The sequence below is a fragment of the Microbacterium sp. genome, assembly GCF_035556355.1.
GTDB lineage: Bacteria > Actinomycetota > Actinomycetes > Actinomycetales > Microbacteriaceae > Microbacterium.
Map to the genome: position 1 here is coordinate 81,730 of NZ_DATMFG010000044.1, position 12,898 is coordinate 94,627.

12 protein-coding genes are annotated in these 12,898 nt (G+C 69.8%); 5 read left to right on the top strand and 7 right to left on the bottom strand.

Features of this window, described 5'->3' with window-relative positions:
- Positions 1-70 precede the first annotated feature (70 nt).
- The 4 genes from VNR19_RS12655 to VNR19_RS12670 form a co-directional block, all read right to left on the bottom strand.
- Complete coding sequence (locus tag VNR19_RS12655; RefSeq protein ID WP_325727285.1) at positions 71-1,813, bottom strand: DEAD/DEAH box helicase; 1,743 nt, start codon at positions 1,811-1,813, stop codon at positions 71-73.
- A 292-nt stretch (positions 1,814-2,105) separates the two neighbouring features.
- A complete protein-coding gene (locus tag VNR19_RS12660; protein WP_325727287.1) occupies positions 2,106-5,894 on the bottom strand; it encodes an efflux RND transporter permease subunit in 3,789 nt (1,262 codons plus the stop codon).
- A 237-nt stretch (positions 5,895-6,131) separates the two neighbouring features.
- A complete protein-coding gene (locus tag VNR19_RS12665) occupies positions 6,132-7,109 on the bottom strand; it encodes a DNA topoisomerase IB (RefSeq protein ID WP_325727289.1) in 978 nt (325 codons plus the stop codon).
- Between the two features lie 13 nt (positions 7,110-7,122).
- Positions 7,123-7,389: a DUF7218 family protein gene (locus tag VNR19_RS12670; protein ID WP_325727292.1), complete on the bottom strand. Its 267-nt coding sequence runs from the start codon at positions 7,387-7,389 to the stop codon at positions 7,123-7,125.
- 269 nt (positions 7,390-7,658) lie between these two features.
- Here VNR19_RS12670 and VNR19_RS12675 point away from each other — a divergent pair, with 269 nt between their 5' ends.
- Complete coding sequence (locus VNR19_RS12675) at positions 7,659-7,823, top strand: hypothetical protein (protein ID WP_325727294.1); 165 nt, start codon at positions 7,659-7,661, stop codon at positions 7,821-7,823.
- Between the two features lie 100 nt (positions 7,824-7,923).
- On the opposite strand, the gene VNR19_RS12680 is transcribed toward VNR19_RS12675, so the two are convergent.
- Positions 7,924-8,700 (bottom strand): MerR family transcriptional regulator, encoded by a 777-nt coding sequence (locus VNR19_RS12680; RefSeq protein ID WP_325727296.1) that lies wholly within the window; start codon positions 8,698-8,700, stop codon positions 7,924-7,926.
- Positions 8,701-8,854: 154 nt separating this feature from the next.
- Here VNR19_RS12680 and VNR19_RS12685 point away from each other — a divergent pair, with 154 nt between their 5' ends.
- Positions 8,855-9,760, top strand: a complete 906-nt coding sequence (locus tag VNR19_RS12685; protein WP_325727298.1) for a DUF4097 family beta strand repeat-containing protein — start codon at positions 8,855-8,857, stop codon at positions 9,758-9,760.
- Positions 9,760-10,371 (top strand): PadR family transcriptional regulator, encoded by a 612-nt coding sequence (locus VNR19_RS12690; RefSeq protein ID WP_325727300.1) that lies wholly within the window; start codon positions 9,760-9,762, stop codon positions 10,369-10,371. The genes VNR19_RS12685 and VNR19_RS12690 overlap by 1 nt, the downstream gene beginning before the upstream one ends.
- A 5-nt stretch (positions 10,372-10,376) precedes the next feature.
- On the opposite strand, the gene VNR19_RS12695 is transcribed toward VNR19_RS12690, so the two are convergent.
- Positions 10,377-10,865, bottom strand: a complete 489-nt coding sequence (locus VNR19_RS12695; protein ID WP_325727360.1) for a universal stress protein — start codon at positions 10,863-10,865, stop codon at positions 10,377-10,379.
- A 241-nt stretch (positions 10,866-11,106) separates the two neighbouring features.
- On the opposite strand from VNR19_RS12695, the gene VNR19_RS12700 reads away from it, so the two are divergent.
- Positions 11,107-11,307: a DUF3073 domain-containing protein gene (locus VNR19_RS12700; protein WP_325033803.1), complete on the top strand. Its 201-nt coding sequence runs from the start codon at positions 11,107-11,109 to the stop codon at positions 11,305-11,307.
- Positions 11,308-11,343: 36 nt separating this feature from the next.
- Here the strand turns inward: VNR19_RS12700 and VNR19_RS12705 are convergent, their stop codons facing one another.
- The gene (locus tag VNR19_RS12705; RefSeq protein WP_325727302.1) at positions 11,344-12,120 is read right to left on the bottom strand and encodes an IclR family transcriptional regulator; all 777 of its coding nucleotides are present in this window, start codon (positions 12,118-12,120) and stop codon (positions 11,344-11,346) included.
- A 127-nt stretch (positions 12,121-12,247) separates the two neighbouring features.
- Between VNR19_RS12705 and VNR19_RS12710 the strand changes: the two genes are divergently transcribed.
- Positions 12,248-12,814 (top strand): DJ-1/PfpI family protein, encoded by a 567-nt coding sequence (locus VNR19_RS12710; protein WP_325727304.1) that lies wholly within the window; start codon positions 12,248-12,250, stop codon positions 12,812-12,814.
- Positions 12,815-12,898 lie beyond the last annotated feature (84 nt).

Consider the following 12,898-nt stretch of genomic DNA (forward strand, 5'->3'; position numbering starts at 1 on the left):
TCGTTCTCCGCACTCGCTGTCGAGCTGCACGTCCGCGCGTGTTGATTTCGGCAGCGCGAAGCGCGTCAGGTCACGCGACCGGGTCGACCTGGCGCCCGGAGAGCTCCTCGAGGATGTCGTCACCGGGGCGCACCTCGTCGAACGGCGCGTCGATCTCGGCGCGGTCGAGGAGCTCGGCCATGCGCCGGCGGCGCTGCCTCGGGATGAGCGTCACGACCGTGCCCGCGCGACCCGCGCGGCCGGTGCGGCCCGAGCGGTGCAGGTAGGTCTTGTACTCGTCGGGTGCGTCGGCCTGGACCACGAGGTCGATGTCGTCGACGTGGATGCCGCGCGCCGCGACATCCGTCGCCACGAGCACCTGCACGCGACCCGACGTCAGGCGCTCGAGGTTGCGCGTGCGCTTGGCCTGGTTGAGATCTCCGTGGAGGGCGAGCGCGCGGATGCCCGCGTCGTCGAACTGCTCGGCGAGCATCTCGGTGTAGGCGCGCGTGCGCGCGAAGACGAGCGTCTTGCCCTCGCGAGCGACGAGCGAGGCCAGGATCTCGGCCTTGTCGCGGTGGTCGATCACGAGCACGCGGTGGTCGATCGTGCTCGAGTCCTGGTCTTCGCCCGCGACCTCGAACACGGCCGGCTCGACGAGGAACTCGTCGACGAGCGCGGCGACCTCGCGATCGAGGGTCGCCGAGAACAGGAGCTTCTGCGAGTCGGCGGCCGTCAGGCGCAGGATGCGCTGGACCGGCTCGAGGAACCCGAGCTCGCACATGTGGTCGGCTTCGTCGAGCACGGCGATGCGGATGCCGGAGAGGTCGAGCTTGCCCTGCTCGACCAGGTCCTCGATACGGCCGGGCGTGCCGATCACGATGTCGACGCCCTTCTTGAGCGCGCCCACCTGGCGCCCCTGCGGGACGCCGCCGTAAATCTGCGTCGTGAAGAGGCCGACGCTGCGGGCGATCGGTTGGATCGTGCGGTCGATCTGCAGCGCGAGCTCGCGCGTCGGAGCGAGGATGAGCGCCTTCGGCGCCCGGCCGAACTCGCGCTTCTTGCCGGTCTGCGAGCGCAGGATCGACTCGACGAGCGGCGCGCCGAACGCGATCGTCTTGCCCGAACCGGTGCGGCCGCGCGCGAGCACGTCTCGGCCCTCGATGATCGGCGTGATCGTCGCGGCCTGGATCGGGAAGGGCGTCTCGGCGCCCAGGTCCGACAGCGCGCGGACGATGTTGTCGCCCAGGCCCAGGCTCGCGAACGTCACATCGGCGACCGCCTCGGCCCGGACGGCCTGCGCCTGCAGGCGCTCATGCACGACGTCGGCGCGCTGCGTGTCTGCGGCCGAGCGGGTCCAGTCGGAGCGACCCGGGGTGCGGCCCTTCGACTCGCTGCGCTCGCTCAGGGACCGGGAGGAGGCGCTGCGCTCGCTGCGCGAGCGGGAGGGGCGGTCGGTGCGCGAGCGCTCGGCACGGGTGCGATCCCAACCGGACGCTGAGCGAGCGGCGTAGCCGCGAGACGAAGCGCTGCCCTTCGTCTCGCTGCGCTCGCTCAGGGACCGGGAGGTCGTGCTGCGGTCGCCGTGCGCGTGGGTGCGGATGCCGCGGGCGGCGTCGCGCCCGGCCTTCTCCTGTGCGGTCCAGCGGCGCTTGGGAGCGGCATCCGTCTCGGCTCGGTACCCGCGGTGCGACGGGCTCTTGCTTCCGGGCTTGCCGGCCGACGACTCGCCGGGGCGGCGCTTGCGCTCCTGGTACGGCGTCTTCTCGGCTCCGTAGCGCGGGTCGAAGTTCTTGGCGGCGCGGCCGCCCGCGGGCTTCTTGCTCTTGGGCATGGGTGTGTCCTTCTGGTTCTCTTACACGAGAACAGCGCCCACACGCGAACGCGCGCGAGCATCCCGGACATCCGTCGGCCGGGGCCATTCATGTGATGGTCAGGTGCGCGGCCCTTCGACATGCTCGGGCGGCGCTCACCATCGGCCCCTTGGACTCACAAACTCATCCGCAAGATCGTCGCGGTGCCCAGAGCCGACCGTGCCAGCGTAGCGGTCGCACCTGTGAAGACGCCCGCGTGAGACGATCGGCGAACCGGCACTGAAATGACGGATGCACCGCCCGGGGCGTCCGTCAGCGGTCGGTGTGCTCGGGATCGGCGTCCGCGTCGGGGCCGTCACTCGCGACGGCGTCGTCGACGGTGGCATCGGATTCGGCGCCTCGAGACTCCTCCGCCTCGGCATCCGCGTCGGGCTCCGGCTCGACCACAGGCTCGACCACACGCTGCGGCTCGTCCTGGCTCGGCTCCGACGCACCATCCTCCGCGCGCGGGGCCTCCCCCGCTTCTGCCGGCTCCGGGTCCGCCCCGTCCGGTGCTGCGGGCTCGCCCGCCACCTCGTCCAGCTCGACCGGATCCCCGACGAACGGCGCGACGAACTCCGGCCGTGGCGCCTCCTCGGCGGGCTCGGTCCACTCGGCGGGCACCTCCGCGATGAACACGGGCGCCTCGCCCGTCGCAGCCTCCGCGGCAGCAGACTCTGTCTCCGCGGCGGCAGCATCCGGCTCCGCGGTCCCGGCGGCAGCATCCGGCTCCGCGGTCTCCGCCGGCCCGGCGGGATCGGCCTCCGTCACCGCCGGCTCGACGGCAGCGGTCGTCCCCGCCGCGAGCGCCGCCTGCCGCGCGCGCCGCGCGCGCCGCGTCTCGTACACCGGCTCGGTTCCGCCGTCGACCGCTCCGCCGACGACGGCGGCGCCGAGGGATGCTCCGACCAACTCGCGCTCGTCGTCGCCCGGACCGCCGCCGGTCGCGGCATCCGCCTCGCCCTTCGACGATCCGTCGCGCGCCACGCGCCGTGCCGCACGTCGCTCCTTCGCGCCCTCGACGAGGTTGTAGAGCGTCGGGAGCACGAGCAGCGTGAGCACGGTCGACGAGATGAGTCCGCCGATCACGACGATCGCGAGCGGCTGCGAGATGAAGCCGCCGTGACCGGTGATGCCCATCGCCATGGGCGTGAGCGCGAAGATCGTCGCGAGCGCCGTCATGAGGATCGGGCGCAGACGGCGCGAGCCGCCGGCGATCGTCGCATCATGGGCCGAGAGACCCTTCTCGCGGTACTGGTTCACGAGGTCGACGAGCACGATCGCGTTCGTCACCACGATGCCGATGAGCATGAGCACGCCGATGAGCGACGCGACGCCGAGCGGCACGCCCGTGATGATCTGCAGCAGGATCGCGCCGGTCGCCGCGAACGGCACGGAGACGAGCAGCAGCAGCGGCTGGCGCAGCGACTTGAATGTCGCGACCATCACGATGTAGACGATCAGGATCGCAGCGAGCAGCGCGAGGCCGAGCTGCGAGAACGCGTCCTGCTGCTGCGAGAGCACCCCGCCGAGCTCGGCGTCGGCGGATGCGGGAAGCTCCGTGTCGGCGAGCGCCTCGTTGACCGTGGCCGACGCGGCGTTGAGGTCGTCGGTCGCGGGCGTCACGGTGACGGTGGCGGTGCGCTGCCCCCGCTGCGTGGAGATGGAGGTCGGGCCCTCGCTCTCCTCGACGACCGCGACCTCCGAGAGCGGGATCGGACCGATCGCCGACGGGACTGTGAGCGCCCGCAGCTCGTCGATCGTGGCGGGCGTCTGCGATGCGGCGAGATACACCGTGAGGGCGGTGTCGTTGATCTCGATCGTGCCTATGCGCTGCGGCTGCATCGTGTTCGACACGAGCGCCCCGACCGCGACCTCCGAGAGTCCGAGCGATGCGGCCTTGTCGCGGTCGACGGTCACCGCGATGTACGGCAGCGACGCGGCGAGGTTGCTCGACACCTGACTGATGCCCTCACTCCCGTCCACGGCGGCGACGACGGCATCCGTCGCCTCCTGCAGCGTGGCCGAGTCGGGCGCGGTGACGTCGATCTCGATGTCGCTCGAGCCGAAGCCGCCACCGCCGCCGGCGACCGTGATCGTACCGGCGTCCTCGAGGTCCGCGACCGCACGCTGGACCTCGTCGCGCAGGGCGACCTGATCGGCGTCGGGGTCGGTTGTGATCGAGTACGTGATTCCGCCGCCGCCGCCGGTGAAGGCGTCCCGCAGCGGCGAGCCGCTCGACCCGATGGAGACCTGAACGGTCTCGATGCCCTCGATGTCTCGAAGGACGGCTTCGACCTGCTCGGCAGCGGCGCTCTCGGCATCGAGGCTCGCGGCGGGGCCGATGTCCTGCGTCATCGTGAAGGTGTTCTGCCCCGAGTCGCCGAGGAAGTTCGTCTTCATGAACGGCGCGGCCGCGATCGTGCCGGCAAGAACGAGCACCGCGAGCAGCAGCGTCGTCCACGAGTGCTTGAGCGTCCACCGCAGGACCGGCAGATACGCCTTCTGCAGGCGCGACGGCGGCGCATCCGGGTCTTCCGGATCGATCGCCCGCCCCTCGGCGTCGAGGATCTGCTTGCCCGGACGCAGGAACCAGTACGCGAGGACCGGAACGATCGTCAGCGCGACGAGCAGCGACGCCGACATCGCGATCGTCACCGTGAGCGCGAAGGGGCGGAAGAGCTCGCCCGTCACGTCTCCGACGAACGCGATCGGCAGGAACACCGCGACGGTCGTGATGGTCGACGCCGTGATCGCCGCCGCGACCTCGCGCACCGCGCGGATGATCGCCGTGCGTTTGTCGGCGTCGCCGACGTAATGGCGCTTGATGTTCTCGATGACCACGATCGAGTCGTCCACGACGCGTCCGATCGCGATCGTGAGCGCGCCGAGCGTCAGGATGTTGAGCGAGTACCCGAAGGCCTGGATGCCGACGAAGGTCACGAGCACGCTCGTCGGGATCGAGATCGCCGTCACGAGCGTCGAGCGCACCGACAGCAGGAACACGAGGATGACGAGCACCGCGAAGACGAGGCCGAGGAGGCCCTCCTGCGCGAGCGCCTCGATCGACTGCTGGATGTACGGCGCCTGATCGAACACGACTGTGAATTCGGCACCGCCGAGGCTCTCCTCGAGGTCGGGCAGCACCGCGAGCACGCCGCGTGATACGTCGACCGTGTTCGCCGCGGGAAGCTTCGTGACCGCGATCGTGAGCGCCGGCTCTCCGTTCACGCGCGAGATCGACGTGATCGGGTCGGACTCCTGCGCGACGGCCGCGACATCGCCGATCGTCGTCGTGCCGGCGCCGAATTGCGCCGCATCGCCCGGCACGAGCGGAAGCGCCGCGAGCTCATCGACCGACGTCACCTTGGTGCCGGTCTGAACCGTGAGGGTCTGCTCGTTCTCGGTGATCTCGCCGCCCGGGAACAGCACGCCGTTCTGGTCGAGCGCATCGCGGATCGCCTGCTGGGTGAAACCGGATGCCGCGAGCGCCCCCTGATCGGGGGTGATCGTGATGCGCTGCCCCGACGCACCGACGGTCTGCGCGGTGTTGACGCCCGGCACGTCTTCGAGGTCGGGGATGACGGATGCCTCGAGCTGCGCCTGGATCGACTCCTCGTCTTCGTACCCCGTGATCGCGAGCTGGACCACCGGGAAGTCGTCGATGCTCGCCGTGAGCACGTTCGGCTCGACGCCGTCGGGCAGCTGGCTGTCGATGCGGTTGATCGCCTGAGTGATCTTCTGCTCGGCCGTCGCGAGGTTCGTGCCGTACGAGAACGACGCCTGCACGACCGAGGCGTTGGTCGTGCTCGTCGCGGTCGTGGACTCGAGCCCCGGCACGCCCTGGATGGCGGCCTCGATGGGCGTCGACACGTCGTTGTTCACGACCTCGGGCGACGCGCCCGGATACGTCGAGACGATGATCAGCGCGGGGAACTCGATCGACGGGATGAGCTCCTGCTTGAGGTTCGTGAGGGCCAGGCCGCCGAAGATCGCGGCGACGATCGTGATGAGCGCGATGAGGGCGCGGTTCTTCAGGCTCAGTACGGCGAGGTTCGACACGGATGCCTTCGGTGGACGTGGTGCGGAAGGACGCGCGCGGCGACGGCCGCAGCGGGATACGAGAATGTATCGGGTTCAGTATTCCATGGCGCCGATCGCCGCTCCCTGAGGGTCTGCTGACCCTTCGTCTCGTCGCTGCGCTCCTCGCTCAGGGACCGCTGAGCGAACGGTGCGGTGGATCCTCTCCCCCGGACGCTGAGCGAGCGCACCGAGACGAAGCGCGCCCGGCGCGTAGGCCTACCCGCCGACCGACCCCGGCCGCAGCAGCACTCGGATCGCCGATTCCGGGGTGCGATCGAGGTCGAGCACGTTCCCCTCGGCGTAGCGCTTGAACACGCGCGGGTCGATGTACGAGCCCCGCGCGACGGACGGCGTGTTCCCGAGCGCCTGGGCGGTGGCCCGCACCGCGAGCAGCTCCGCCTTCTTGCGATCGGACTTCGTGTCGGCGATTCCGATGCGCGCGAGCGCCTCGGCCGCGAGGATCGTCCCCCGCAGCGTGCGGAAGTCCTTCGCCGTGAACTTGCCGCCGGTGAGCGCGCGAACGTAGGCGTTGACTTCGGCCGGTGTGAGCGGCACGCGCTTGCGGCCGCGCTGCCACGCCAGCAGTGCCGCCCTCGGCTTGCCCTCCACGAGCAGCTGGAGCACGAGCGCGAGGTCCTCGTCGTCGATCTCGAGCATCTGCCGCTGACGGCTCTTGCCCGGGAACGACAGCGACACCGTCGGGATGAGGACCGACGCGTGCCGCCGCTGCAGAGTCGTGAGGCCGTGGCTGCCGTGCGCGTTGAGGTAACGCTCCGATCCGATGCGCGGGGCGGCGGTGTCCAGCATCCGGAAAGCCACGGCGAGAACGCGCTCCTGATCGAGGCCGTCGGTGCGCAGCGACGTCGTCACGCGCGCCCGCGCCCGCGGAAGCGCCTCGGCGAGTGCGAGGGCGCGGGCGTACTTTCCGCGATCGCGCCCGGCCGTCCACAGCGGGTTGTAGATGTACTGTCGGCGCCCGACCGTGTCGGTGCCGACCGCCTGGATGTGCCCGTCGGCGCGCTTGCTGATCCAGACGTCCTCCCACGCCGGCGGGATAACGAGGTCGCGGATGCGCTCGAGGTCCGCCTCCTTCGCCGGCTTGCCTTTCGCGTCGACGTAGCGGAACCCCGACCCGGAGCGCACGCGCCGGTAGCCGGGGTCCTGGTGCGGACGCACCCGCGTCAGTCGTGGCATGCGCCCTCCGTCATCAATGGTTGCGCAGCATCGAGATGAGCTCGGCCTTCTTCTTGCCCGAGTATCCCGTCAAGCCGAGCTCCTTCGCACGCTTCTTCAGTTCCGGAACCGTCCGATCGTCGTAATCCTTGGCGCTGCCGCCCTTGCTGCCCACCTTCTTGCGACCCTGATCAGCCGCCGCGTTCGAGATGCGCGCGGCCTTCTCCTTGGAGGCGCCGTCCTTGCGCAGCTCTTCGTACATGTCGCGATCCTTGAGATTCGATCCGCGTCCTCGGGGCATCGTCGTCTCCTCCCGCCCGCGAGCCTTTGAGGCCCGATCGAAACGGTACGGCGCGTGTTCGCGACCGGTGAGGGGCTTGACACCGCAACGGTGTGCGGTTCGCGACGCGGATGCCGCAGCCCTGCCGGCACGGCCGAAAGCAGTTACCACCGGCGCTTCTCGCTCGTCAAGCCCCTGATGACGCGGCCTGCGGGGTGCCAATCTCGAAGCGTGCCCATGAGGCACCCGGTGCTGCGCCCCGTCGCATCGGCCTCCCCGAAGGAGTTGACATGAACATCCTCGCCATCATCCTGATCGTGCTTGCGATCGCGCTGTTCATCTGGTGGGGCGTTGTGCCCACCCTGAGCTTCCTGCTGTGGGTCGCGATCATCCTCGCTGTCATCGCGGTGATCGTGTTCCTGTTCCGGTACCTCAGCGGGCGTCGAGCGCCGTAACGAGCAGTCGAGCGATTCTCCGGGCGCAACCCCGGTAGAAGAGGGCGGATGCCGCGACCACGACGGTCGCGGCATCCGCCTCTCTTTTCGCGCTCGGGTGCTACAGGTTCGCCTCCGCGTAGACCCGCAGCGCGTCGCGGACGAACTCGGCACCGGCGCTGCCTCCCGCGCTCGTGGCGTAATTCGCCCCGAATCGAGGGTCGGCGACGTACATCTCGCCGAGGCCGAGGACGTAAGCCTTCACATCGCCGCCCGGCGCCGCGGCGGGGGTGCCGGGGATCCCGGACAGCCACTCCACGTGGCGCTTCGCGAGCGCTTGCGCCTCCTCGCTCTCCGGGGCGATGCCGCGCTCGGCGGCGGCGATCCAGTCCCGACCGAGGTCGGAGACCTTCTGCTGCCACGCCGCCTTCTCTTCGGCGCTCATGCCGCGCCACCAGCGGTCGCTGTCGGCGTAGGCCTTCTTGCCCCAGCGCTCCTCGACCTCGTCCTTGTACTTCGTGTGGTCGAAGCCGTCGAACATGTTCTCTGCCATAAGTGGTTCACCTCCTCTCAAGGCGTCGATGGTCGACTCGACCGACGCGATCTGGCGCGCCAGCCGGTTCTGCTCCTGTCGCAGCCACGCGAGGTGCGCCTCGAGGGCGGGCACCTCGGCGGTCACGTTCTCGAGCAGTTCCTTGATCTGCAGCAGGCCGAGGCCGAGATCCCGCAGCAGCAGGATCCGCTGCAGCCGCACGAGCGCGCGCTCGTCGTAGTACCGGTAGCCGTTGCCGCCGATGCGCGACGGCGCGAGCAGCCCGATGTCGTCGTAGTGACGAAGCGTGCGACTGGTCGTACCCGCGAGCTTCGCGATCTGCTGGATGGACCACTCATCGCTCATGCCTGCCTCCTTTCACGTCGTTGACCACGTTAAAGGTTGACGTCGCGTCAAGGTCAAGGACGATCTCGGCGGATCGCTTGACCGCTTCGCGATATATCGTGTTAGCATCTCATCACGCGATATATCGCGATCCCCCACATCGCAGGAGCATCTCATGACATTCGAGAAGTGGATCATCCACCCCGGCGAGACGCGCGTCATCGACATCGAGACCGTGCGCTCGCTCAAGATCGGCCTGGTCGGCGGCCAGATCGACGTCATCGCCCACGACGAGCCCGGCGCACGCATCGAAGTGCACTCGGTCACCGTGAAGGACCTCCGCATCGAGGTCTCGGGCGACCACGTCGAGATCGACCACCCGCAGCTGCGCTGGGACAACTTCCTCGAGGTGTTCCGCAACTTCGGCGCGGGCGGCCCGAAGGCCGAGATCAGCGTCGCGGTCCCTCGGTCGGTCGCCCTCACGATGGGCGTCGTCAGCGCGAGCGCGCTCGTGTCCGGCATCCGCGACAACGCCCGACTGAACACCGTCTCGGGCGACCTCATCGTCGACGGTCTCACGGGAGACCTCACCGTCAACGCCGTGTCGGGCGATGTGCAGGTGCGCGAGCTCGTCGGTGCGCTCAACGCCAACACCGTGTCGGGCGACATCGCCGCGACCGGCTCGCTGCGCAGCGCGACCATCGACACCGTCTCGGGCTCGATGCTCGTCGACTCGACGGGCGACATCCACGCCGTGAGCCTCAACACCGTGAGCGGCGACGCGACGATCCGCCTCGACGACGGCTTCCCCGCGAACTACGTCATCCGCAGCGTCAGCGGCCGGGTGATCGTCGACGGACAGAAGGTCTCGGGCACCGGCACCGGTCCGCTCACCAACTTCACCGGCGCGGTGGGCGAACTCAGCGGCAGCTTCGCCGACGTGCGCGCCAACAGCGTGTCGGGCAGCATCACGGTCCTGCGGCGCTCGGCGACGACGACGGCGAACGCGGATGCCACGGCCGGCGCCGATCGCCCGGCCTCCGACGACGCGGCCGCCGGCATCGACGAAGAGGAGTGGTGATGACCCCCGTCTTCTCGCACGGCGACCTGCGCCTCTACCTGCTGAACCTCCTCGACGAGGCTCCGCGCCACGGGTACGACATCATGCAGGCGCTCTCCGACCGCACCGGCGGCACCTACACGCCCAGCGCCGGCACGGTGTACCCGCGCCTCGCGAAGCTCGAGGAGGAGGGGCTCGTGACCAAGACCGTCGACGGCCGCAAGACCGTCTACTCGATCACGGATGCCGGACGCGCCGAGGTCGCCGCCCGCAAGGGCGAGCTCGAGGGAATCGAGGCGAACCTCGCCGACTCGGTGCGGCTCATCGCCGACGAGGTTCGCGGCAGCGTGCGCGAGGCCATGAAGAGCCTCCAGGCCGACCTCGCCGCCGCCGCCCGGCAGGAGCAGGCAACCGCCTCGCAGCGGACGGCGCCGGTCGACGACGCGCGCGTGCGCACGCGCGAGCAGCTGCATCGAGCGGATGCCGCGATCAACGAGTTCCGCGTGCGGGTGCGCAGCGACCTCCGCACTCACGTGGCGCGCGGTGGTGAGCTCGCGGCCGACACCGTGGACGCGATCGTGAACGAGCTCGACCGCATCGCGCGAGACGTCACGCGGGCGCTTCGGGGCTGATGGGCCTACTCGGGCCAGATCTCCTCGTCATCGGGGATCGGCTCGCCGAGCGGCACGACCAGGATCGGCCGATGCTGCCGATGCGCGAGCCGCGCGGCGACCGACCCCGTGAAGAACTCCCGGATCGACTCGCCGATGCCCCGTCGTCGCGTGCCGATGACGAGGAGCTTCGCGTCGACCTGCTCCCCGAGGTGCTTCATGGCGAGGGCGGGATCGCCCACGAGCTGCTGCACGGTCCACTCGACGCCGCGGCCGGCGAGCGCTTCGGATGCCTCGGCCATCACCTGCGCGAGCGCGTTCTCGCCGGTCATGAGGTCGACGTCGATGGGCGCGGAGTGCACGTAGCCGTCCGGATCCTCGTAGGTCACGAAGCGCGTCACGTCGACGTGCACGACGATGAGGGGAGCGCCGAGCAGCTTCGCGTAGCGCGCCGCCTCCTTCAGGACGCGCGGCGGCTGGCCGGGCACGACGCCCGCGATCACGGCGCCGCGCATCTCGTCGAGCGGCGGCGTCACGGGGCCCGATTCCGGAGACGTGTCGCCCGCCGCGCCGTCGTCGAAACCCTCGGATGCCGCGTCCGACATATGCCATCGTCCCCTTCGCCGACGTGTCGGAGCCGCCGGGGTGGATGGGGCTCCGTGGTATCCTGAATGCTACTCTTACCGGCCTATGGCCGGATCGTGAATGCGGCGGGCGCCCGCACAGCCCGCGACTCAGAAAATGAGGGGGTCTCGCATGGGGCGTGGCCGTCAGAAGGCGAAGCACACCAAGATCGCCCGAGAACTCAAGTCGTACAGCCCGAGCGTGAACTACGCTGCGCTCGAGCGCGAACTGGCAAGCCACGATGACGACGAGTACGTCGACAAGTGGGCAGACCAGTACGAAGACGAGGACGAGGACGAAGAAGACGCGGCATTGAACAGCGCGATGCGCTGATCCCGTCGCAGCTCCGCACGCCCGGTCGCGACACTCTCAGGCGTGCAAGCTGCTCGAGACGTGCCATGCACCGCGCCGCACGATGCGCTCCAGTTCGTGCGCGCGCGACGCGAAATCCTCGGCCGTCGTCGACAGCGATACGGCGCCGATCGTCCTGCCGCTGTTCGACCGGACAGGCGCCGCGATGCATGCCAGCTTGGGCATGTACTCCTCGACCTCGACCGCGATCTGGAGAGCGCGCACATCGTCGAGCTGCTCGAGCAGTCCGCGCTCGCTGGTCACCGACTTCGTCGAGACCGCCGGCGCGCCGTGCCTCTCGAGATAGCGGCGCACGCCGTCGTCATCCCGCGCCGCGAGCATGAGCTTGCCGAAGGCGGTCACGTGCGCTGCCTCGGCGAACCCGACGTGCAGCTGTCCGATGCGCGGATGCTCGCGTGAATCGGCGATGTGCGCGACGGCGATGTCGTCGCCGCGGAACACCGTGAGGTACGCCGGCGCAGCCGCGCTGTCGTGCATCTCGCGCAGGATGCCCCGGACCTCGGGAGTCACGACGAGCTGCGCGCGCACCGCGCGGCCGAGGCCGTCGACCGCCCGCCCGAGCACGTAGCGCGCGTCATCCCCGCGTGCGAGGTAATCATGGGCGACGAGCGTCGCGAGCAGTCGGTAGGTGGTCGCGGTCGACAGGCCCAGACGCGTCGCGAGCTGCGCGGCGGTAAGCCCCTCCGCGCTCGACCCGATCTCATCGAGGATCTGCAGCACGCGATCGGCCGAGCGGATGCCCGCTCCGTCGCGGGCCGCGGAGACGGCGCCCATGCGGCCCAGTGTAGGCCGCTGCATGCCGATGCGGATTCGCACATCGTGAGAACGCCGATGGCCGTCGTGGGGCATCCGCGCTCACGATCGAGACAGACAGACACGGTCGTCTCGAAAGGAACCCGCCATGGCCGACAAGATCCTCATCCTCACCGGCGACGCCGCCGAGACGCTCGAAGTGTTCTACCCCTACCACCGGCTGCAGGAAGCCGGTTATGAGGTTCACATCGGCGCGCCCGAGAAGCGGAAGCTGCAGTTCGTGGTGCACGACTTCGTCGACGGCTTCGACACCTATACCGAGAAGCTCGGGCACACGTGGGACGCCGACATCGCCTTCGCCGACGTGAACCCCGAGGACTACGTCGCGATCGTCGTCCCGGGCGGGCGCGCGCCGGAGTACATCCGCAACAACGAGGACGCCAAGCGCATCGTGCGCCACTTCTTCGAGCGGAACGAGCCGGTGGCGGCGCTGTGCCACGGACCGCTGCTGCTCGCGGCAGCCGGTGTGCTCCAGGGACGCACGTCGTCGGCGTACCCCGAGCTGGCCGTCGACGTCGAGACGGCGGGCGGCATCTTCGAGAACGGCGGCGGGGTCGTCGACGGCAACCTCGTCACCGGTCGCGCCTGGCCCGACAACGGCACCTGGATGAAGGCGTTCCTCGACGTGCTCGAGGGCGCCAAGGTCACCGCTTAGACGACCGGGGGGACCGGATGCCCCGGCTCCGCGCGAGCGGTCAGCCGGGGCATCCGCGTGTCCACGTCGCTTCGACGACAGGCG

Excerpts from the sequence above, each read along its gene's own strand:
- VNR19_RS12655 (WP_325727285.1), bottom strand. The coding sequence starts at position 1,813 with ATGCCCAAGAGCAAGAAGCCCGCGGGCGGCCGCGCCGCCAAGAACTTC.
- VNR19_RS12665 (WP_325727289.1), bottom strand. The coding sequence starts at position 7,109 with ATGCCACGACTGACGCGGGTGCGTCCGCACCAGGACCCCGGCTACCGG.
- VNR19_RS12670 (WP_325727292.1), bottom strand. The coding sequence starts at position 7,389 with ATGCCCCGAGGACGCGGATCGAATCTCAAGGATCGCGACATGTACGAA.
- VNR19_RS12675 (WP_325727294.1), top strand. The coding sequence starts at position 7,659 with ATGAACATCCTCGCCATCATCCTGATCGTGCTTGCGATCGCGCTGTTC.
- VNR19_RS12680 (WP_325727296.1), bottom strand. The coding sequence starts at position 8,700 with ATGAGCGATGAGTGGTCCATCCAGCAGATCGCGAAGCTCGCGGGTACG.
- VNR19_RS12685 (WP_325727298.1), top strand. The coding sequence starts at position 8,855 with ATGACATTCGAGAAGTGGATCATCCACCCCGGCGAGACGCGCGTCATC.
- VNR19_RS12690 (WP_325727300.1), top strand. The coding sequence starts at position 9,760 with ATGACCCCCGTCTTCTCGCACGGCGACCTGCGCCTCTACCTGCTGAAC.
- VNR19_RS12695 (WP_325727360.1), bottom strand. The coding sequence starts at position 10,865 with ATGCGCGGCGCCGTGATCGCGGGCGTCGTGCCCGGCCAGCCGCCGCGC.
- VNR19_RS12700 (WP_325033803.1), top strand. The coding sequence starts at position 11,107 with ATGGGGCGTGGCCGTCAGAAGGCGAAGCACACCAAGATCGCCCGAGAA.
- VNR19_RS12705 (WP_325727302.1), bottom strand. The coding sequence starts at position 12,120 with ATGGGCGCCGTCTCCGCGGCCCGCGACGGAGCGGGCATCCGCTCGGCC.
- VNR19_RS12710 (WP_325727304.1), top strand. The coding sequence starts at position 12,248 with ATGGCCGACAAGATCCTCATCCTCACCGGCGACGCCGCCGAGACGCTC.